This is a genomic window from Nocardia alba NBRC 108234 (genome assembly GCF_001612665.1).
Taxonomy (GTDB): Bacteria; Actinomycetota; Actinomycetes; order Mycobacteriales; family Mycobacteriaceae; genus Nocardia; species Nocardia alba.
In genome coordinates, this window is the sequence record NZ_BDAX01000017.1 from 77,247 (window position 1) to 98,285 (window position 21,039).

Annotated in this window: 19 protein-coding genes; 7 read left to right on the forward strand and 12 right to left on the reverse strand. The window is 68.0% G+C overall.

The window, feature by feature from the left end:
* Nucleotides 1-70: 70 nt before the first annotated feature.
* From NA12_RS18970 to NA12_RS18995, 6 genes are all read right to left on the reverse strand, one after another.
* Nucleotides 71-592 (reverse strand): glyoxalase superfamily protein, encoded by a 522-nt coding sequence (locus NA12_RS18970; RefSeq protein WP_067452724.1) that lies wholly within the window; start codon nt 590-592, stop codon nt 71-73.
* Between the two features lie 216 nt (nt 593-808).
* Complete coding sequence (locus NA12_RS18975) at nt 809-2,290, reverse strand: FAD-dependent oxidoreductase (protein ID WP_067452727.1); 1,482 nt, start codon at nt 2,288-2,290, stop codon at nt 809-811.
* A gap of 174 nt (nt 2,291-2,464) precedes the next feature.
* Complete coding sequence (locus NA12_RS18980; RefSeq protein ID WP_067452730.1) at nt 2,465-4,171, reverse strand: SulP family inorganic anion transporter; 1,707 nt, start codon at nt 4,169-4,171, stop codon at nt 2,465-2,467.
* 66 nt (nt 4,172-4,237) lie between these two features.
* Nucleotides 4,238-4,489, reverse strand: coding sequence for a three-helix bundle dimerization domain-containing protein (locus NA12_RS18985; RefSeq protein ID WP_067452733.1), 252 nt, complete (start codon nt 4,487-4,489; stop codon nt 4,238-4,240).
* A gap of 84 nt (nt 4,490-4,573) precedes the next feature.
* Nucleotides 4,574-5,005, reverse strand: coding sequence for a DUF7144 family membrane protein (locus tag NA12_RS18990; RefSeq protein ID WP_067452736.1), 432 nt, complete (start codon nt 5,003-5,005; stop codon nt 4,574-4,576).
* A gap of 473 nt (nt 5,006-5,478) precedes the next feature.
* The gene (locus tag NA12_RS18995) at nt 5,479-6,693 is read right to left on the reverse strand and encodes an oxygenase MpaB family protein (protein WP_067452739.1); all 1,215 of its coding nucleotides are present in this window, start codon (nt 6,691-6,693) and stop codon (nt 5,479-5,481) included.
* A gap of 75 nt (nt 6,694-6,768) precedes the next feature.
* Here NA12_RS18995 and NA12_RS19000 point away from each other — a divergent pair, with 75 nt between their 5' ends.
* Nucleotides 6,769-7,392: a TetR/AcrR family transcriptional regulator gene (locus tag NA12_RS19000; protein ID WP_067452743.1), complete on the forward strand. Its 624-nt coding sequence runs from the start codon at nt 6,769-6,771 to the stop codon at nt 7,390-7,392.
* Nucleotides 7,393-7,406: 14 nt separating this feature from the next.
* Here the strand turns inward: NA12_RS19000 and NA12_RS19005 are convergent, their stop codons facing one another.
* Nucleotides 7,407-8,069, reverse strand: coding sequence for a TetR/AcrR family transcriptional regulator (locus tag NA12_RS19005; protein WP_067452746.1), 663 nt, complete (start codon nt 8,067-8,069; stop codon nt 7,407-7,409).
* A 120-nt stretch (nt 8,070-8,189) separates the two neighbouring features.
* Between NA12_RS19005 and NA12_RS19010 the strand changes: the two genes are divergently transcribed.
* From NA12_RS19010 to NA12_RS19020, 3 genes are all read left to right on the forward strand, one after another.
* Complete coding sequence (locus NA12_RS19010; RefSeq protein WP_067452749.1) at nt 8,190-8,978, forward strand: SDR family oxidoreductase; 789 nt, start codon at nt 8,190-8,192, stop codon at nt 8,976-8,978.
* Between the two features lie 25 nt (nt 8,979-9,003).
* Nucleotides 9,004-10,068: an NAD(P)H-dependent amine dehydrogenase family protein gene (locus tag NA12_RS19015; RefSeq protein ID WP_067452753.1), complete on the forward strand. Its 1,065-nt coding sequence runs from the start codon at nt 9,004-9,006 to the stop codon at nt 10,066-10,068.
* Nucleotides 10,069-10,184: 116 nt separating this feature from the next.
* Nucleotides 10,185-11,789 (forward strand): FAD-binding protein, encoded by a 1,605-nt coding sequence (locus NA12_RS19020; RefSeq protein WP_067452796.1) that lies wholly within the window; start codon nt 10,185-10,187, stop codon nt 11,787-11,789.
* A gap of 46 nt (nt 11,790-11,835) precedes the next feature.
* On the opposite strand, the gene NA12_RS19025 is transcribed toward NA12_RS19020, so the two are convergent.
* Nucleotides 11,836-12,810 (reverse strand): alpha/beta hydrolase, encoded by a 975-nt coding sequence (locus tag NA12_RS19025; protein ID WP_067452756.1) that lies wholly within the window; start codon nt 12,808-12,810, stop codon nt 11,836-11,838.
* A 120-nt stretch (nt 12,811-12,930) separates the two neighbouring features.
* On the opposite strand from NA12_RS19025, the gene NA12_RS19030 reads away from it, so the two are divergent.
* The 3 genes from NA12_RS19030 to NA12_RS19040 are packed head-to-tail and all read left to right on the forward strand — an operon-like array spanning nt 12,931 to nt 15,663.
* Complete coding sequence (locus NA12_RS19030) at nt 12,931-13,776, forward strand: SDR family oxidoreductase (RefSeq protein WP_084472901.1); 846 nt, start codon at nt 12,931-12,933, stop codon at nt 13,774-13,776.
* Nucleotides 13,777-13,789: 13 nt separating this feature from the next.
* Entirely contained in the window at nt 13,790-14,923 is a 1,134-nt protein-coding gene (locus tag NA12_RS19035; protein ID WP_067452759.1) for an MBL fold metallo-hydrolase, read from the forward strand.
* Nucleotides 14,924-14,940: 17 nt separating this feature from the next.
* Nucleotides 14,941-15,663: a TetR/AcrR family transcriptional regulator gene (locus tag NA12_RS19040; RefSeq protein ID WP_084472902.1), complete on the forward strand. Its 723-nt coding sequence runs from the start codon at nt 14,941-14,943 to the stop codon at nt 15,661-15,663.
* An 88-nt stretch (nt 15,664-15,751) separates the two neighbouring features.
* Here NA12_RS19040 and NA12_RS19045 read toward each other — a convergent pair whose 3' ends face one another.
* From NA12_RS19045 to NA12_RS19060, 4 genes are all read right to left on the reverse strand, one after another.
* A complete protein-coding gene (locus tag NA12_RS19045; RefSeq protein ID WP_067452761.1) occupies nt 15,752-16,816 on the reverse strand; it encodes a hemolysin family protein in 1,065 nt (354 codons plus the stop codon).
* The gene (locus NA12_RS19050) at nt 16,809-18,164 is read right to left on the reverse strand and encodes a hemolysin family protein (protein WP_067452802.1); all 1,356 of its coding nucleotides are present in this window, start codon (nt 18,162-18,164) and stop codon (nt 16,809-16,811) included. Before NA12_RS19050 ends, NA12_RS19045 begins: the two co-directional genes overlap by 8 nt.
* Before the next feature lie 281 nt (nt 18,165-18,445).
* Complete coding sequence (locus tag NA12_RS19055) at nt 18,446-19,882, reverse strand: GuaB1 family IMP dehydrogenase-related protein (protein WP_067452764.1); 1,437 nt, start codon at nt 19,880-19,882, stop codon at nt 18,446-18,448.
* Between the two features lie 52 nt (nt 19,883-19,934).
* Nucleotides 19,935-20,795, reverse strand: a complete 861-nt coding sequence (locus tag NA12_RS19060) for a DMT family transporter (RefSeq protein ID WP_165914831.1) — start codon at nt 20,793-20,795, stop codon at nt 19,935-19,937.
* Nucleotides 20,796-21,039 lie beyond the last annotated feature (244 nt).

Sequence of the window (21,039 nt, forward strand, 5' to 3'; positions counted from 1 at the left end):
TCGCAGGGAGGTCGGCCGACCCGGGCGCCATGGCATCGCGATATGCGAACCGGCGTAGTGCTGCCCAGGGCTACGTCGCGACTTGGCAGAAGCGAATCGTATTCGAGAAGGGATCGATGACTTCCATGGTGGGTCCGCCCGGTGAGTCGGCTTCGATGCCGGGATTCATCCGGTCGTATCCGGTGGCATGGAGTTCTTTGTGTAGTGCGGTGACGTCACCGACCGGTACCCACACGGTCGAACCAGGGGTGCCGTCGCCGTGATGTTCGGACAGGTCGAGAACGAATCGGTCGCGGCGCAGACGCATGTAGAGGACTGATTGCGCGTAGTCGAAGCGATGTTCCCACTCGATCTCGAAGCGGAGGTAGTCGATGTAGAACTCGCGTGCTCGGGCCTCGTCCAGGCTCCGGAATACGGGTACGGGTGCGCTGATGCCCCGGTGGGCTGGAAGTCGCGCGGACGCGGTGTTCCAGTCACGAAAGCCCAGTTGCCGCGCCACGATCTCGAGCGCCTTGGCGTGTGTGAGATCGGCGGCTGATTGATCGCGAAGAACGCGGGCGGCGCGTTTGGCGTCGTCAAGGGTCAGGTCCATCACTTCACCTACACTCCGGTGCCGGTGTGCAATCCAGTGCCCGCGTTGCTGAGCTGTCCAGGCACCGTTGCTCGTAGACGAGTGTGATGGTGAACGATCTCGATGTGTTCACCTCACCGATGTCTCGGCGCGGGCGGCGGGTCACATCGAACCCGAGTGCGACGCTACGGATTGTGGGCTCAGGTTTCAACCCTCATCGGCGATTCACCGTGGTCGCTACGAGCCGAGTGGGCCGCAGCGGACATCGAATCGTTCGCGCACTGTGTCCAGGGTTCGTCGGAGGTGCTCGCGTCTGCGGCGGCGGGTGAGCATGAACCGGGTCGTCGCGATCATCCGGCGTGGTAGCGGGTACCAGCGATCGAGATCGATCCCGCAATCGAGGAACACTCTGTTCGGGGTGCTGTCGACGACGAGGCTGAGGTTGTGGATCGCCAGCGAGCCGAGCACGTACGGAAGTGCCGCATTCGACTTGTTTCGCAGGTCCAGTGCGTCGAGTTCGTACAGCGGGACTTCCCTGAGCTTGTTCAAGAACAGTAGGTGGGTCAAGAAGTAACCCATGTAGGACGTCAGATGGAACGTGGCAGATCGCGGCTGGAGCGAGACGATCGCACCGCTGTCGGAAACGTAGGGCTCGTAGGGCGGTGGCGGGTCGCCGCGCAGGAGGTATCCGGTGCAGTTCACTATCCAGCTGCCCGGTTGAACCTTCTCGGTTGATCCGCTGCGCATCACCAAGTCGATATCGCCGTCGCGGTCCACGGCATCGACAACGTGATCCATGATCACCTGGTTCAGGCCGTCGGCAATCGTCTTGTTCTCCGATTCCGACAGCAGACCCAGCAGGTAGTTGGCTGTGGTGGGGGTCAACCACGTGCCGTAGGTCGTGCGTAACCAAGTCGCCACATCGGTCTCGTTGGTCCCGTCGAAACGCCGACCCAGTTCCGTGAATACATCGGTCGCCAGCCGGCCGCCCCACCATCGTCGGCTCCCGACAGGGAACAGGCGGTCGCGGTCGGAGAAGAACGTGCCAGAACCTGCCACGAGGTTCACCTCTCGACCGGGGTATTCGGTGATGAGGGTGTGAGCGGTATCCATCGCGGTCTTGCCCCCGCCCACGATCCACACGGGGGCGTCGCTGGCCCGCATCGCGTCCCCCCGCATATCGCAGAAATCGGGTGACACCGACGTGATCCGTGCACTGGAGATCTCGAGCGGGTCGTTGGGCATCACCCCGAATCCGCCGGCTTTGATCACTCGCTGTGCCTGCACAACCATCAGTTCGCCGTCCGAGGACGTGCAGGTGAGGCGCACGATCGCGTCGGACTCGTCCTGCGACTCCAGCGTCCAGCCGAAGTACTCGTCCACCCGTACTCGTTGCTCGACAACCTCGAGGCAGTGTTCGAAGTGGGCGAGTACCTCGTCCTTGGTCGCGAGATAGGAGCGATCCTGGCCAAGTGTCCACTTGATATTGCCGGCGGTGAACAGGCCATGCGGTTGGTGCAGTCGCACGTAGTCGTAGGTGTCGACCCACATACCGCCGCACCGATCGCGGCGATCGATCAGGATAATTCGCTGCGAGCGAGACAGATATCGACTGGCGACGAAGAGTGCGTTGACGCCGGCCAGGCCGGCTCCGACAATGCAGAGCTCGCAGCTCTCTACCCGAACAGGTGTCTCGGCTGACGCGGCAGCATCTGTCACCGCAACCTCCTGGGGAAACTGTCGATTCCGCGAGAGTCGGCGGTGGTGATTTCACCTGCGGCGGCGGCTTGATCGCGACCAGTTGGTGCTCTGTCCATCTTCCTCGCAGCCGATACGAATGTCACCGATGGTTCGTTGCCCTAAGCGCTTCTCTCGGGTTCGATCGTCTGCCGTTCATCGGTCGGCCGCGGGGTCGGTTCGATGGCGGAAGGCGTCCACCGCCGCTTCGACGGTGGGATAAAAATGTGTCCGGTCGAATCGATCACCGAGACCGAAGCGGATCAGCTTGTCTTTGATCGGCCCTTTCATCTCGGCGAAGATCAGTTGAATCGATTTACCCGCGAGGTAATTGTCGAGATCGACGAGTTCGTCGACGGCCGTGGTGTCGAGATCGGTGATGGGTTCGGCGGCGATGATGACCCATTCGATCGGGGACGGCGCATCGGCGACGACCGAGCGAACGTACTCGTCGAAGATCTGTCCGTTGGCGAAGAACAGGGGTGCGTCGAATCGCACCAGGACCAGGCCCGCGATGCGCTGCCCGTCCGGGTGACGCTCGATGTCGTGGTAGCCGGGACGTTCCGGCGTCCGGACGAGTTCGGTGCGGTAGGGCTGCCAGGCCCGCGCGACCACCGCGACGAAGGACAGACCGATCGCGACGAGAATGCCCTGCAGCACGCCGACCAAAGCGACCCCGACGAACGCTGCCGTGGCGAGGGCGAATTCCACCGAGCTCATCTGCCACATCCGGACCATGCCGCGGATATCGATCAACGCGGTGGCCGCGACGATCACGACCGCGCCGAGCGCGGCGTCGGGCAGATACGCGGTGAGTCCGGGGGCGAGCAGCACGAAGAGCGCAACGGCGAGCGCGCCGACGACACCCGCCAATTGCGTACGGGCGCCGCTCTGTTCGGCGACCGGAGTTCGTGACCCGCTCGCGGAGACGGGAAATCCACCGAACAGTCCGCCCGCCACGTTGGCGACCCCGATCGCCTTCATCTCGGTGCTGCCGTTGACGTCTTCGCCGTGTCGGGAAGCGAAGGTTCGCGACAGTACGCCGCTGTCGGCGAAGGCGATGAGCGCGATGCCCGCCGCGGGTCCGATCAGATGCCCGATGTCGTCCCAGCCGATACCGCCGATGGAAGGCAGTGGCAGGCCGGTCGGCAGGGCGCCGACCATCCCGATGTCGTCGGTGAGGCCGGCGGCGGCCGAGATCGCGATGGCGCCCGCGACCGCGACCAGCACCCCCGGTACCGCGGGCAGCCACCAGCGCAAGCCCACGATGACAGCGAGCGCGCCGAGCCCGATAGCGGCCGCGACGGGATCGATCTCGCGGTGGAATACGGCCTGCCCGATCGCGGCGATCTCGGCGAGCATGCCGGTGGCGTCCACGTCGAAGCCGAGCAACTTGGGAAGTTGCCCGACGATGACGATGAGCGCGATCGCGTTCAGGTAGCCGAGTCGGATGGGTTTGGACAGCAGTTCGGTGACGAACCCGAGGCGAAGGAACCCGCCCACGAGCAGAATGAGCCCGACGAGGACGGCGAGGACTCCCGCCAGGGCCAGCGCGCGGTCGGGATCGTCGACGGCGGCCAGCGGTAGCACCGCGGCCGCGATCAACGGGGCGAGTGACGAATCCGGTCCCAGCACAAGGATTCTGGACGGTCCGACCACCGCGTAGGCCAGCAGCGGCACGATGGTCGCGTAGAGCCCGGCGTACGCGGGAAGCCCCGCTGCTTCGGCGTAGCCCATACCGGCGGGGATCAACAACGCGGTCAGGACGAGGCCCGCGGTGATGTCGGATCGCAGCCACGCACGGCGATATTCGCGGGCTGTCGCGATGCCGGGTAGCGCGGTGACGCGGTCCTTCCACGACATGGTCGCCCAGGCCTCAGCGCACTCGCGCGTGCGCCGGGACCACATGCGACAGGTCAGGCGTATTCACTAGATCGTGGCCATCGTCGGGGTGCTGTGTGGGTCCTCGCCGGTGACCTCGATCGGGTAGAGGCCGACGACTTGCCGAGCGGCTTTCTCGACGAGCAGCGGCACGAAATCGCGGACGCGGGCATCGGCGAATCGCGCGTGGATCCGCCGAACCAGGAGTTCGATCTCCGCCGGTGATTCCGTGGGGAATTGGGCGATCAGACGTTCGATCGTCTGATCGATCTGCACGGATTCGTTGTCGTCGCGCATCATCTGCTGCCTGTTCGTTCGGGACCGACCGGTCGCGCCGGGTCGTACGCTGGCCAGTTGTCGGCTTCGCCCCCCGCTATCGGCGACTCAGCGTTCGGGCCGCCAGGTGGTGACAGCCCAGATGACCACGACACTCAGCGCGATGATCACGATCGACCACGCCGGGTAGTACGGCAGGGACATGAAGTTCGCGACGATCACCAGCGCGGCGATTCCCAGTGCGCCGTAGCGACCCCATGTCGCCCCGATCGCGAGGCCGACGCCGAAGATCAGCGCGAGGGCGCCGAGCACGACATGAATCCAGCCCCACGTCGTGGTGTCGAACTCGTAGATGTATTCGATTCCGGCGACGTACAACTGGTCGTCGGCGATCGCGGAGATGCCTTCCAGGATGGAGACCGCCGCCAGAATGATGAGCATGAACGCCGCCGAGAGGGATATTCCCTCGACGATGGCTTGTTTCTGGATGGGCTCTGCCTCGGGCGTGACAGTGCGCGAGGTGGACGGGTTGCTGGTCATGGTCGACTCCTCGGTGATGCGCAGGACCGGTCCACTCGACGCCAGGCAATCCGCTGTCGAAAGGGCGCCGGTCCTATCGGGAACTTCTACCTGTTCGAGTTGATTCACCCGTGGTTGTTGTAGTTGTGAAGTGGGGTTATGCGCCCTGAATCGTGCGCGAATGTTCGCCCGGTGTTCGTGGTGCATCATCGAGAACCGCGTGCTCAGTGAAATTGACTGTGGGGGTCCAGCATCCGTATTCGTGGTTTGCCCAGAGTTTACCGGACCGGATTCCGCGCAACAAGATACGTTTCGGCGACGCTGCATTCGTCGCGGCGCACCGAATTCGCGGCGCGCCGGTACATCGACGCGCCGCCGGGCAAAGGCTCACAAGTCGGCGCGCGACTGCTCGGCTCATGACCGTGCCGCTCGCTCTCGCGTGAGTCGATTCACCCCACTGACCTGTCGGGCGGAGCGAAAGCCGCGACCGGGGGCTAGGCGGCCCGGGTCAGTTGTGCGGCGGACGCGCCGATGGCCGGGCGGGCGCCGACCAGGGTGCGCATGAAACGATCCTGTTCGCGCGCACCGCGCGTCGCCGCGCGATCCAGTCCGCCGGGCAGTGCGACGCGGGCCGCCGATCGAACGAGGTTCGTCGGCATCCGCAGCAGGGGATACCAGGGCACCACGACGGTCGGGAGTCCGAGCGCGCGCATCGTGGCGCGACCGAGAAATGTTCCGGTCACCGACAGATGCTGGGCGTAGGCGAGCCGGCGCCGCACGCCGGGGAGCCGGTCGTAGTTCCACGACAGCGGATCTCGCGACATCGGGATCGCGAGCCGGCGCGTCGACTCGTCCGGGTCCGCCAGCGCCGAGAGCGTGTGTACCAGGACCCGCACGCCGTCGCGGAACGACAGCGGCAGCCACTGCTCCTCGACGCCGAGCAGACTGCCCACGTAGCGCACGACGTGCGCGACGGCATCGGCTTCGGACGGCGTGAGCATCACGCCCATCCCCATCGCCCCCACCGCCGGTGCGATGAAGGCGCCGACCAGCGTGGCCGCCATATCGGTCTGATTGATCGGCAGGCCCCAGTCCTCGGTCTGCCAGTCCGGCATCGCGGCCACGTGGCGGCGCACGAACGCGTGGATGAGCCGCACCCGGATCGTCGACCGGTAGCCCAGGCCCAGCGGCGCGAGTCCGTCCTCGGAGAGAACATCCATCGCCCACTGCATCGTCTCGGCCCAGCGTTGATTCGAGCCCTTCTCCAGGGCGCCTGTCCGCAGCAGGGTCTTGTTGAAGCCGGAGAACTGGTAGCCGCCGAGCATGGCGACGTCGCGGGCGATGTACATGCCGTCGGCCCCGCTGCTGACCAGCACCTTGGCCCCACGAACCAGCTTGTCGTGGTCGACCCACGCCGGTACCGCCTCGACCTGCTCGAAGAACTCGCGCAGCGGCTCCGGTGCGTCCGGCACGGCCGCGATGCCGTGGGTGAGTGCGCGATCGAACAGCGGGCGCATCTGCTTACTGCCCGCGGTGAGCATCCACTCGACCAGTCGATCCATCGCGTCGTCGCCGACGAGCAGTCCCTCGCCGAGGCGGCGCCACTGGTCCGCATCGGGGCCGCGAACACCCAGTGTCGCCGCGAAGCCGGCGACCATCGCGGGGGTGCGGTGGGGTCGGTCCGGGTGGCGGGTGGGAACGGTACGCATCGGCACTCCTCGTTGAGCGACGGTAAATGGATAACAACTGATATCCAAAATAGGACGCCTGCTAAAGTCCTGTCAATGGCGCGTGCGGAGGTGGTCCGGCCCTACCGGGGGATGAGCGCGGCGAACCGGCGAGACGAACGCCGCGACAAGCTCCTCGCCGCCGGTCGGCAGGTGTGGGGCGAAGCCGGACCGGCCGAAGTCACCGTGCGGCGCGTGTGTGCCGCGTCCGGGTTGACTCCGCGCTATTTCTACGAGCAGTTCCCCACCAGGGACGCGCTGGTGCTCGCCGTTGCCGCGCAGGTGCACGAGGAACTGGCCGCCACCTTGGTCGAGGCCAGCCGGTCCGAATCGGGTGGCCTCGAGCGCAAGTTGCGGCGGGCCTTGACGGCTTACCTCGACGCCATCGCCGACGACCCGCGCATCCACCGCATCCTCACCAGTGACGCCCACGGCACCGCCGGACTCGAGGAACTGCGCGCGCGCTCGGTCGGCATCGTCACCGATCTCGTGGTGCAGTACAGCGCGGAGTTCCTCGACACCCCGGCGGCTCCGGAGGATCGCCGTCGGGAAGCGCTGTTCGTGGTCGGCGGGATCAATCAGCTCGTCGAGGCCTGGCTGCACGATCCCCGTCAGTCGAGCGCCGAATTGGCCACGCTCTGTACCGAACTCGCGCTCGCGGTGGCGACCAGGACCGGCTGAGCCGGTCGAAGGGGTCAGCCCTCGGACTGTGGCACCCGCGCGTGGTGGGCCGCCGTGCTCTGTGCGCTGACGGGGGCGGCCAGTGCTCCCGCGAGCATGTCGATGATCTCCGCCCACGCGTGCGCGTCGGCGGCCCGCGTCGCGCCCGCCTCCGCCGCGCGCTCATGGTCGGCTAGGAGCGCGAAGATCATGGTGGTCAGTGCTCGCAACCGGCGCACCCGCAGCCGGGGCGGCAAGGTGGTGAGCTCGCGGTCGAGGCCCAGCATGATCACGCGGACCGACGTGCGGCCCGCGCTGTCCAGGTTGGCCGCGTCCGAGACCGCCGGATGCGGGTGTATCTGTTCGAGAAATCGCGCGTAGTGCCGGATTCCGTGTCGTTCGCCGAGTTCGAACATCGGCACCACCAGGGCCTCGAGAAGTCCGTGCAGGCCCGGTGGCCGACCCGATCCCGCTCGTTCGGCGAGCAATTCCAGGCGCCGCACCTCCAACGTCGCCAGCCGGAATTCGACCACCGCCTCGATGAGCCCGTCGCGGGATCCGAAGTGGTACTGGATCGCCGAATTATTGCGCTGACCCGCGGCGGCCGCGATATCGCGCAGTGGCACCGACCGTCCGTGCTCGGCGATCAGCCGCTCCGCCGCGACGATGATGCGTTCCCGTGCCGCTGTTCCTGCCACAGCCCGGACAGTAGTCGTTCACCAGCGACAGTGAGTACTTGTCCTTGACAATTAAGCAATAGTTCTTAAAGCTGCCTGTGACCGCAGACACATGCGGACGCAGCGGAGAGGAACTTGCCCATGATCCTGGATACCTTCCGGCTCGACGGTCGCGTTGCCGTCGTCACCGGCGCGGGCCGCGGCATCGGCGCGGCCACCGCGCTCGCGCTCGCCGAAGCCGGTGCCGACGTCGCCATCGCCGCCCGCACCACCGAACAGCTCGACGAGGTCGCCGGGAAGATCCGCGCCCTCGGTCGCCGTGCCGTCACCGTGTCGGCGGATCTGTCGGACCTGGCCGCCGTGAAGGCCTTCGCCGACACCGCCGCCGCCGAACTCGGCCGCATCGACATCGTGGTCAACAATGTCGGCGGCACCATGCCCAATACCTTCATGACCACCTCCCCGGAGTTTCTGGAGGAGGCGTTTCGCTTCAATGTGTCCACCGCGCACGTGCTCACGCAGGCTGCGGTGCCCCATCTGCTGAAGTCGGACAACGCGTCGGTGGTCAGCATCTGCTCGATGATGGGCCGGGCCCCGGGCCGTGGTTTCCTCGCCTATGGCACCGCCAAAGCCGCCCTCGCGCACTGGACCCGGCTGGCCGCCACGGACCTGTCTCCGCGCATTCGCGTCAATGCCATCGCCGTCGGTTCGGTACTCACCTCCGCGCTGGATGTCGTTGCGGGACAACCGGAGATCAAGGCCGCGATGGAAGCCGCGACTCCGCTGGGTCGACTCGGCGAGCCGTGGGAGATCGCGGCGGCCATCGTCTACCTCGCCTCCCGTGCGGGCGGCTACACCACCGGCAAGATCCTCGAGGTCGACGGTGGTATCGAAAGCCCCAACTTCGCACTCGGCCTGCCCGACCTGTGATCCACACCCGCGCAAAGGATCTGACATGACCTACCGTGTAATCCAATGGAGCACCGGAAACGTCGGTGCGCGAGCACTGCGTTCCATAATCGCCCGGCCCGAACTCGAACTCGTCGGGGTGTGGGTATCCAGTGACGCCAAGGCCGGGAAGGACGCGGGCGAACTCGCCGGTCTCGCTGTCGACACCGGCATCATCGCGACCACCGATGCCGATGCCCTGCTGGCTTTGCGGCCCGACTGCATCGTGCACACCGCCATGGCCGACGACCGGTTGATGGAAGCGGTCGACGACCTGAAACGCTTTCTGCGCGCCGGTATCAATGTGGTGTCCAGCAGTCCGGTCTTCCTGCAGTTCCCGTACGGCACGCTGCCCGACGAGGCGATCGCCCCGATCATCGCGGCCGCCGAAGAAGGTGGTGCGTCCCTGTGGGTCAACGGGATCGACCCGGGCTGGGCCAACGACTGGCTGCCGCTGCTGCTCTCCAGTGGCTCCGAACGGATCGATCGCATCATCTGCTCGGAGATCATGGACTACTCCACCTACGACAACCCCAAGGTCGTCTTCGACATCATGGGGTTCGGTAGCGACCTCGACGACCTGCCGTTGCTGCTGCAACCCGGCATCCTCACGCTCGCCTGGGGCAGCGTCATCCGACAGCTCGCCGCCGCACTCGATATCGAACTCGACTCCGTGACACAGCATTTCGAACGGCTACCGGCTACCGACGACCTCACCATCGGCACCCGTACCATCGCCGTGGGCACCGCCGCGGCGCTGCGCTTCCAGGTCAACGGCATCCGTGCCGACCGTGAGGTGCTCACGCTCGAGCATGTCACCCGTCTGCATCCCGATCTGGCTCCCGAGTGGCCGCAGCCGACGGGAAAGGGCGGCTACCGCGTCGAAATCCAGGGCGAACCCGACTACCGACTCGACCTCCAGCTCACCAGCGACGGCGACCACGCGCTCGCCGGCGTGGTCGGGACCGCCGCCCGCCTGGTCAGCGCCGTCGCGGCCGTGGTCGAAGCCCGCCCGGGTCTGCTGACCGCGACCGATCTGCCCCTCACCACGGGCCGTGGACTGGTGTCCTGACGGGTCGCCCTTCCGAGACTGGAGCGTGCCAAAAATCTAGAACACGTTATAGTTCTGCCGGTAACGGTGTGGTCGGTCGACAATGCGGTCGGCCGGTGCTCGGAAGGGTGTACAAAGTGCGGGCCTGGGATGACACAGCCGATGTCGTGGTCGTCGGATACGGCGGAGCGGGCGCGGCCGCCGCGCTGGCGGCGCGGGAATCGGGCGCCGATGTGCTGGCCGTCGACCGGTATCTGGGCGGCGGCGCCACGACCCTGTCGGGCGGCATCGTGTACGCGGGTGGCGGCACGTGGGTGCAACGCGACGCGGGCATCGACGACGACGTCGACACCATGCTCGCGTATCTGCGGGCCGAGGTCGGCGACGCCGTGAGCGCCGCGACCCTGCGCCGTTTCTGCGAAGAGTCCCCGGCCATGATCGACTGGCTGACCGGGCACGGTGTGCCCTTCGCGCCGTCGCTGTGCCCGTACAAGACGTCCTACCCGACCGATGACTACTACCTGTACTACTCGGGCAGCGAGAACTCCGGCGGGTACCGGGATCTCGCGAAACCACGCCAGCGCGGTCACCGCACCCACGGTCCCGGTGTCTCGGGCAAGGCGCTGTTCGAACCGCTGGCGGCGTCGGCGGCCCGGCACGGCGTTCGTGTCCGGACCGGCACCAGGTCGACTCGGCTCGTCGTCGAGGACGGCCGCGTGACCGGCATCGAGGCGATCACCATCGCGCACGCGCCCGCGATGGTGCGGCGCCGATTCGCCGCGCTCGCTCGTATCTCGGCGAAACCCGGTGTGTACCACCAGGGCCTGCGCCGGGCGGTGGAGAAGCTGCTGGCCCGGATCGAGCGCACGCACGGCGTCCCGGTCCGGATCCGGGCGAGGTCCGGCGTGGTGCTCACCACGGGTGGGTTCATCGCGAACGGGGAGATGGTCGCACGGCACGCGCCCGGGTACCCGTGGTCGCAGGGGCTGCCGCTGGGTAGCGCCGGTGACGACGGCAGCGGCATCACGATGGCGCTCGACGTCGGGGCGGCGAGCGGCAAGATGGACGCGCTGTCGACCTGGCGGTTCATCGCGCCGCCCAGCGCCTTCTTCGGAGCGATCGCGGTGAATGCCTTGGGCGAGCGCATGATCGACGAGTCCCGCTACGGCGCGGCACTCGGTGCGGCCATCGCCGCGAGTCCGGGACACCGTGCCTGGCTGCTCGTCGATTCCGAGCTGGCGTCCGAAGCTCGAGGGCAGATCGGCGCGCAGTCGGTGTGGTTCCAGCGAATGCAGACCGAACGTCTGCTGCGGTTCGGGAGCGTGCGCGGTAACACCGTCGAGGACGTGGCCGCCCGGGCGGGGATCGACGGTTCCGCGCTCCGGGAAACCGTCGACGCGCACAACCGGGCCATCGACACCGGCGACCCCGACCCGCTGGGTAAGCCCGACGACATCCGTCGCCCGCTGCGGAGCGGACCGTTCGCCCTGCTGGACATCTCGTTCAAGGCGCGACTCACCTATCCGATGCCGATGCTCACCCTCGGTGGTCTGCTGGTGGACGAGGACACCGGCGCTGTGCGGCTCGAGAGCGGGGGAGTGCTACCGGGACTCTTCGCGGCGGGCCGGGCGGCGGTCGGCGTCTGCTCGAACTCCTACATCAGTGGACTGTCGCTGGCCGACTGCATCTTCTCCGGACGGCGGGCGGGCACGCACAGCGCCCGCCCGCTGCCACGCGGCTGAGGATCCGCCGCGCGCTGGGTATCCGCGCAGGGCTCGACGGCGAGGATCACGCGGGCATCCGATCCGGCGGTCCGCCTGTCCGATCGAGGGCGGCGACGAACGCGGCGACCTGCGCCAGGGCGGCGGCTGCCTCCGGGACGGCCAGGTAGCCGGCCTGGAAGACGTGGACCTGGCCGGGCCAGACCTGCAGTTCGCAGTGCGCACCGGCGCGGCGAGCGGCCGCTTCGAGATGGTCGGCGTCGGCGCGCAAGACCTCGAGCCCGCCGACCTGGATGAGTATCGGCGGAAAGTCGGGCACGATTCCCGCCGCCACATCCAGGCGGGGATCGGTCAGGTCGGCCCCGGCCACGTACATCCCGATCAGTCGGCGGGCCGTGGTGGCCGATGCGTAGGGGTCTCGCAGGGCCGGTTCCATCGTGGCGGCCAGCCGCATGCTCAGGTCGGCGAGCGGGGAGAACAGCACCAGGCCCGCCGGTTGCGGTAGTCCCCGCCGGGTGAGTTCGCCGGCCAGTGCCAGTGCCAGGTGCCCGCCCGCCGAGTCGCCCGCCACGACGATGTCCTCGGGTCGATGTCCGCGGGCGAGGAGCCAGCGGTAGCCGCGCAGCGCGTCCTCGTGAGCCGCGGGAAACGGGTGTTCGGGGGCGAGCCGATACCGCAGGGCGAAAGCGGGGCGCTCACACGCGCGACCCACCCGCCCGACCAGACCCCGGTGGGTGCCCGGCGAACAGGAGAAGTACGCGCTCCCGTGCAGGTAGTAGACGATCGGCTCCCCCGGCTCGGGCACTGCATTCACCCACTCGCCGCGTACGGGGGCGTCGGGGTCCGTCCGGTCGTGGACGGGAAAACGCGCCACCGTCCACGACGGCATGGCCAGGCGCAAGCCGTGCATGGCCAGGCGACCGATGCGGGCGCCCGCTCGGGTGGCGGGAAGTAGCGATCCGAGCCGGTGCACTGTCGCCAGCATGACCGCGGCCACGATCCGGCTGGCGCGGGACGGCGTCGCGTCGAGATTTCGATCCATGCCGCACATCCTGCGCCGACAAGGGGTCAACTGACAAGAGTTCATGTCAAAAACTGTCGCCCTCCGGTACATTGCTGACATGACTTCATGTCAAAATGGGAATTCGGAGGTATCGCGGACATGCGAGGGTCGATAACAGGGCTGGTCGTCGCGGTGACCGGCGGCGCGCGGGGGATCGGTGGGGAGATCGCCGCGCAGCTGGCACAGGCCGGTGCGCGGGTCGCGATCGGCGACATCGACGGAGAGGCGGCCCGCGCCACCGCCGCCCGACTGGGCGCGCGCGTGGTGGGCCTGCGACTCGATGTCGCCGAACGGGAGTCGTTCGCGACGTTCCTGGCGGCGGTCGAGCGGGAGTGGGGTCCGCTCGATGTGCTCGTCAACAACGCCGGAGTGCTGTGGGTCGGCCCGTTCGACCGGGAACCCGAGGCGGCGCGACGACGGCAGTTCGATGTGAACGTCCACGGCGTCATCAACGGGGTAACCCTCGCCGCGCCGGGCATGCGCGCCCGCGGCGCCGGGCACATCGTCACCGTGGCCTCGGCCGCGTCGAAGCTCTCGCCGCCCGGTGAGTCGTCCTACGCCGCCACCAAGCACGCCGTTCTCGGATACCTGAGCGGGGTGCGTGCCGAACTGCGCGGCAGCGGGGTCGAACTCTCGGTGATCATGCCGACCGTCGTCGACACCGAATTGGCGACCGGCACCGACACCGGAGCGGTGGCGCTGCTGCAGCCCGCCGCCGTCGCCCGCGCCGTGGTCGAGACGATCGAGCGTCCTCGATTCGAGGTGACAGTGCCCGGCTACGTCGGACCGCTGCTGCGCGCGGTGAACGTGCTCCCGGCCACCCTGCGCAACCGTGTCCTGCTCGCCATGGTGCCGGATCAGGTTGCCGCCGTACATGATTCGTCGAGCCGGGACGACTATGAACACCAGATCTGTGGCCCACCGAACCTCCACGCACGCCGATGAAAGGAACCCGGACATGACGACACTCGACGCTGTCGACGGCATTCGGCCGATACCGGAGTTCGCCGGTGTCCACGACGTGTGGCCACGTGGCGACCGGCTCGAGGCGGTGCGCGACGGCGCGCGCCGCTACCGCGAGCGGTTCCTGCGGCAGGGACAGGTGCGCGCGGTCAAGAGCTTCGACATCGCCGCCGCCCCGTATCCGCAGCGATTCGCGTTCCAGGGCTATTCGATCGGACCCAACCCGATGATCTCGATCGTCAACCGGATGTTCGTGGTCCAATTCGAGGGGTTCGACGGCGTGCTCCGAACGCTGGTCTGGGAGCCCACTGTCGCGGCAGGTTCGGGCAAGGCCCCGTTCTACGCGAAACTGCAGAGACTCGCGCGCACGCTGCGCGCGGAGTCGTTGTTCGTCGAGTACTACAACGATCCCGAAACGGTGCTGCCCCGGCTGGGGCTGTGCAACGACGACGTCGACTACGTCAGTTTCGACCATCTGCACGTGCAGGACGTTCGCATGATCATGGGCAGCGACCGGCCGATCGACGGTGAGTCGCAGGCGCGGGCGCCGCTGTTCCCGAACGCGCGGATGCTCGTCCAGCGCAGGGAGCTCGGCACACTGGAATCCGTGCATCCGATGCAGTGGGCCTGGTACGTCGAGGGTGGTATGGATGGCGTGCCCGCCGAGCGGCTGCGAGTCCTCGATGGCGACGTCGAGCTGGGTGTCGGCGTCAGCCTGCTGTGGACACCCGGACATACCGACGGTAACCACTCGCTGTGCGTGAACACCCCCGACGGTGTGTGGGTGTCCTCGGAGAACGGCATGGCGGCCGACAGCTGGCAGCCGGAACTGTCCAGGATTCCGGGGGTTCGGCGGCAGGCGCGGTTCTACGGCCGTGAAGTCGTCCTCAACGCCAACACGCTCGAAGATTCACTGGATCAGTACGATTCCATGGTCAAGGAGAAGACCATGGCTTCGCGGTCACCGCGCGACCCGCGCTGGCTGCAGATCGTCGCGTCGTCGGAATGCGCGAACTGGAAACGACAGTGGCCGGTCGTACCGACCTTCACCCACGGCGGACTCGACTACGGGACGATCACGATCCCGCCCGAGCGCATGGCTAAGATGGAGCCTTTCCAGGACGGGTAGCCGGATGCGGGAGGATTGTGACCGAGACCGACGCTCCGTCCGAGGACTCAGCTCCGTCCGAGGACTCAGCTCCGTCCGAGGACCCAGCTCCGTCGCGCCGCTACGGCGGGCGGGACAAGGCGAGTCGAAGCGCTCAGCGCCGAGCCGCCCTGCTGGCCGCGGGCCTGGAACTCTTCGGCACCGTCGGTTACCCCGCGTCCTCGGTGAAGAAGATCTGTGATCAGGCCGGGCTGACCGAACGGTATTTCTACGAGTCGTTCACCCATCGTGAGTCACTGTTGATCGCGGTCTACGACAGTCAGATCGAACAGGTTCGCACCGCGACGCTGGCCGCGCTCGCGGCTTCCGAACCCGAGCTGGCGCCCCAGGCCCACGCCGGTGTCGACGCCTTCGTCCGGACGGTGGCCGCGGACCCTCGCCGCGCCCGTGTCATCTTCATCGAGGTCGTGGGAGTCAGCTCGGCGCTCGAGGTGCACCGCCGCGCGGTCATGCACGAATTCGCCCAGTTGATCGTCGGTTTCGCCGAATCCTATTTTCGAATTCCGGCCACCGAGCGGCTGTCGATCGCGGCGATGCTGTTCGCCGGTGGCATGACCGAGCTGATGGTGGACTGGACGCTGGCGCAGGCGCCACTGCCGCTCGACGAACTGATCGACGTCGCCGTCAGCATCCTGATCGACGGCCTCGGGACACTCGCGCGACGACCTGACGAACAGCGGTCACCGATAGTCGAGCGTTGACCGGGCACCTCGGTCCACGGAAAACGGCCCGACCGGGTGGTCGGGCCGTTTCGCGATGCGCCCGCACCGAGTACGGGTTGCCACGGGCTTATTCGGCGAGGCGGTGGGTTCCGTCGCGCACGGTGCCGACGAACTCCTCGATCAGGTCCTCCAGGGCGACCACACCGACGGTGTTGCCGCGGCCGTCGACCACCCGTCCCAGGTGGCTGCTGGTGCGGCGCAGCCGGGCCAACGCCTCGTACAGCGGAGTCCCGGTGCTCACCGTGGGCAGCGGACGGATATCGGTGCGGGGGATGACGGTGTCGGGGCCCGCGTTGTCGTTGGCGACCTCGTCGAGGACGTCCTTGATGTGCAGATAGCCCACCAGGGAGCCGTCGGCGGCGGCGACCGGATACCGGGAGAACCCGGTTTCGGAGACCGCAGCCTCGACCTCGCCGAGCGTGGTGCCGTTGCCGATCAGCGGCACCGATCTGGCCCGAGCCAACGGCACCATCACGTCGCCGACGATCTGGTCGGATGTGCCGAGAGCCTGGGTGAGCCTGCGGTGTTCCTCCTCGTCGAGCAGTCCCTTGGAGCGGGATTCGCCGATCATCTCGGCCAGCTCCACCGTCGAGACCGTGGCGTCGAGTTCGTCCTTCGGCTCGATCCGCAGCATCCGCAGCGTCATGTTCGCGGCCATGTTGTACAGCGCGATCAACGGCCGGGCGATCCGCAACCACACCAGGTGGATCGGCACCAACAGCAGCGCCGAGCGTTCCGGACCGGCGAGCGCGATGTTCTTCGGCACCATCTCGCCGAGCAGGATGTGCAGGATCACCACGATGGTGAGCGCGAGCGCGAAGCCCACCGGGTGCAGCAACTGATCGGGCAGGCCGAGCAGTTCGAACGGGCGCTCGATCAGGTGCGCGATCGCGGGCTCGCCGACGCGGCCGAGCAGGATCGAGCAGATGGTGATGCCGAGCTGGGCCGCGGCGAGCATGATCGAGAGATTCTCGCCCGCCTCGATCACCGTCTGGGCCTTCTTCTTGCCTTGGGCGACAAGGGCTTCCAGTCGATCGCGGCGAGCGGAGATGAGGGCGAACTCGGCGGCGACGAAGAAGGCGTTGCTCGCCAGGAGTACGACGGTCAGCACGATTCCGAACAGGTCACCCATGCGCGTTCTCCCGTGCCGCGAGGTTGGCCACGTCGACGGGGATCAACCGCACCCGGTCGATGCGCCGTTCGTCCATGCGTTCCACCCGGGCGATCCAGCCGCCCCCGGCGCCGCGGGATTCGGGCAGGACCACTTCGTCTCCGGTGACCGGAATGCGGCCGAGTTGAGCCAGCACCAGCCCGCCGAGGGTCTCGTATTCGCCCTCGGGCGCGTCGTAGCCGGTCGCGCGCGACACCTCGTCGATGCGGAGCAGACCGGAGCAGTCCCAGCCGTCGGAGACCCGGCGCACGTCGCGTTCCTCCTCGTCGTGCTCGTCGCGCACATCGCCGAGGATCTCCTCGATCAGGTCCTCCATGGTCACCATGCCCGCGGTGCCGCCGTATTCGTCGACGACCAGCGCCACCTGCATGCCGTCGGCGCGGACGCGCTCGAGGACTTCGTCGCCGTCCAGGCTGGCGGGCACGATCGGCACCGCCACGGCCAGGTCGCTGAGCGGGATCTGCTTGCGCAACTCGCCCGGGTGGGTGAACGCCTGCTTGACGTGCACCACGCCGACGGTGTTGTCGAGGTCGCCGTCGACCACCGGGAACCGGGAGTAGCCGGTACGCGCCGCGGCCGCGATGAGGTCGGCGATGGTGTCGTGGCGGTCCAGCGATTCGACCTTCACGCGCGGTGTCATCAGTTCCTCGGCGCTGCGCTCACCGAACTCCAGCGAGCGGTCCACCACCTGCGCGGTGCGCTGATCCATCGCGCCACGCATGGCCGAGGTGCGAACCAGCGAACCGAGTTCCTGGGGGGAACGGGCCGAGCGCAGCTCCTCGGCGGGTTCGATGCCGAACCGGCGAACCACCCAGTTGGCGGCGTTGTTGAGGAAGCGGATGAGCCATTTGAACAGGGCGGAGAACCCGATCATGGGACCCGCGGTGATCCGGGCGACGCGCATCGGCTCGGCGATCGCGATGTTCTTCGGCACCAGTTCGCCGTAGATCATCGACAGCGAGGTCGCGATGATCAAGGCCAGCGCCAACGCGACGCCGTGCGCCGCGCGCTCGCTCAGCCCGATGCCGTCGAGCAGGGGATCGAGCAGTCGAGCCAGCACGGGCTCGGCGATGAAGCCGGTGATCAACGTCGTGATGGTGATGCCGAGCTGGGCGCCCGACAGCTGGAAGGACAGGGTGTGATGAGCCTGCTTCACCAGCCGTGCCTGCGTGTCGCCGTCGCGCGCGGCCGATTCGACGGTGCTGCGTTCGAGTGCGGTGAGGGAGAACTCGGCGGCGACGAACAGTGCCGTTCCGAGGGTGAGGGCGACGAAGCCGAGCAGGCTGAGCACGGTCAGCACGATGGACATCCTCAGCACCACCCGGGTGATGCCGCAGGGAAACCAGGGGATCGAACAGACGCTGCGGAAAGGAGGACGCCGGGTTTGTCACCCGGCTCCGTAGAGGAGCCCTCCTGTGTGGCGCCCTTGGACGCGGGTGACAACTGGATCCTTTCGAGATGGGAGTCGAGCAGGTGCCGTGATCGGCAATCCCATAGTAATCGGTGCCCTCCCATGATGTGTCAGCGGCGCGGCCCCGGTACGGCGACGGCGGCCGATCGACGGGTGTCGATCGGCCGCCGTGTGGAGGTTCACCAGCCGCTGGGTAGCGGCCGACCTTCGGCGAAGCCCGCGGCGGACTGCACGCCGAGCACGGCCCGGTCGTGGAATTCCGGCAGCGAGCGAGCCCCGGCGTAGGTGCAGGAGCTGCGCACACCCGAGCAGATGTGGTCGATGAGATCCTCGACGCCGGGACGCTCGGGGTCCAACCGCATCCGCGAGCTGGAGATGCCCTCCTCGAACAGGGCTTTGCGGGCGCGGTCGAAGCTGCTGTCGGCGGCGGTGCGGGCCGCGACGGCACGCTTGGACGCCATGCCGAAGCTCTCCTTGTACTTGTTGCCGTCGCGGTCGACGCGCAGGTCGCCGGGCGACTCGTAGGTGCCGGCGAACCAGGAGCCGATCATCACGTTCGACGCGCCCGCGGCCAGCGCCAGCGCCACGTCGCGGGGGTGCCGAACGCCGCCGTCGGCCCAGACGTGCACCCCGAGTTCCTTTGCCGCGGCGGCACATTCGGCCACCGCGGAGAACTGCGGGCGACCGACGCCGGTCATCATGCGGGTGGTGCACATCGCGCCGGGGCCGACGCCGACCTTGATGATGGTCGCGCCCGCCTCGGCCAGATCGCGGGTGCCGTCGGCGGAGACCACATTGCCCGCCACCAGGGGCAGGCCGAGGCCGAGATCGGCCACGGTGCGCAGGGATTCGAGCATCTTGGTCTGGTGGCCGTGCGCGGTGTCGAGGACGAGCACGTCGGCGCCCGCCTCGGCCAGTGCCTTCGCCTTGGCGGCCACGTCACCGTTGATACCGACGGCGGCGGCGACGCGCAGTTTGCCGTTCGCGTCGACGGCGGGGGTGTAGATACCGGCGCGGACGGTGCCGGTGCGGGTCATCACGCCCGCGAGGGTGCCGTCGGAATGGGTGAGAACCGCGAGCTGGGCGTGCGCTTGCGCGAGGCGGTCGAAGATGTCGCGCGGGGACGCCTCGACGGGCACCTGGACGAAATCGGTGAACGCGACCTCACGCAGCCGCGCGAACCGGTCGACATCGGCGCAGGCGGCCTCGGTGACCACCCCGACCGGCTTACCGCCCTCGACGACCACGACGGCGCCGTGCGCGCGCTTGTGCATCAGCGCGACCGCGTCCGACACCGACCGATCGGGGTCGAGGGTGACCGGGGTGTCGGCGGTGAGCGAGCGGCTCTTGACGAACGCGATGGTGTCGGCGGCGGCCGGGATCGGCAGATCCTGGGGGAGCACCACGAGGCCGCCGCGGCGAGCGACGGTCTCGGCCATCCGCTTGCCCGCGACCGCGGTCATGTTCGCGACCACGAGGGGGATGGTGGTTCCGGTCCCGTCGACGGTGGCCAGGTCCACATCGAACCGGGACGCGACATCGGTCCGGTTCGGGACCAGGAAGAGGTCGTCGTAGGTCAGGTCGTACGGCGGCTGGGGTCCCGGAAGAAATCGCACTCGGTCGATAGTAGCCCTGTGAGTACCGCGGCGGGCGAATCTCGGCGACGCGTCAGGGCGTCGGCTCGGCGGTGACCGCTCGGGTGTGACACAGCGCCACGGTCGCCGCGCACATCACCGCGACGCAGGCGCCGACGACGACCAGCCCGAAACCGCTGGTGCGCAGCTGCTCATCGAGGGCGGTGAGACCGAGGAACGCCGCGGCCAACGGCTCGGCGATGGTGGCGGCGGGCAGTGAGGCCGACAGCGGTCCGGCCTGGAACGCGCGCTGTTGCAGGTACACGCCGAGCAGTCCCGCGGCCACCAGCGTCCAGGTCTGCCACCCGCCGAGAATCGCGCCGATTCCGTCGCCGAACAGGGTGACCACGCGGTCGGTGAGTGCGGCGGCGATACCGAACAGGGCGCCACCGGCCAGACCGAGCGCGAGCGCTTTCCCCGATCGATGGCTGACGATCAGGCCGGTGACGGTCGCGGCCACGATGACGCCGAGCAGAATCGCCAAGGGCGCCAACCACTCTCGGAAGGGCGCGGTGTCCTCGCCCGCCGTCGGGTTTCCCACGATCAGGAACAGCGCGAGCGCGGCGACGAGGATCAGCGCGATCGTGGCGGCGCGGGCGGTGATCCGCTGCCCGTTCAGCCGCGCCGACAGCGGCAGCGCGAAGACCAAGGCGGTCACCAGAATCGGTTGTACAACCAGCACCGCGCCGAATGCCAGCGCGAGCACCTGCATCGCGTAACCGCCGCCGTCGCCGACGATGCCGGACCACCAGCGTGGGCTGCGCAGCAGGCCGCCGAGCAGCGAGGTGCCCGCGGGAACCGCCGCGGCCGCCCGCTGCTGGGCCACGGCGCCCAGTGCGATCAACATGGCCGCGATCAGCGCGCACACGACGGTGGCGATCTCATGGTTCGTCACGGGCTCAGTGTGCGGGATCCGGCTTTCGTCCGCGCTGATCCCGGCGCGGAGGTCGCCCGGTTGGCGAGAGCTGGAAACAGGCGCGTGGCCGAACCGTAATCGGTTCGGCCACGCGGAAATTCAGTTTGCCGTGCGGTTGCGGTGCGCGGCCGGAGAGGCCGGACGCGCGGCGCGACGACGAGAATTCGTCGGCGTGTCGCCCGTGCGGGCGTGTCCGCCGGCGCGGGTGCGCGGCTCGTGCGCC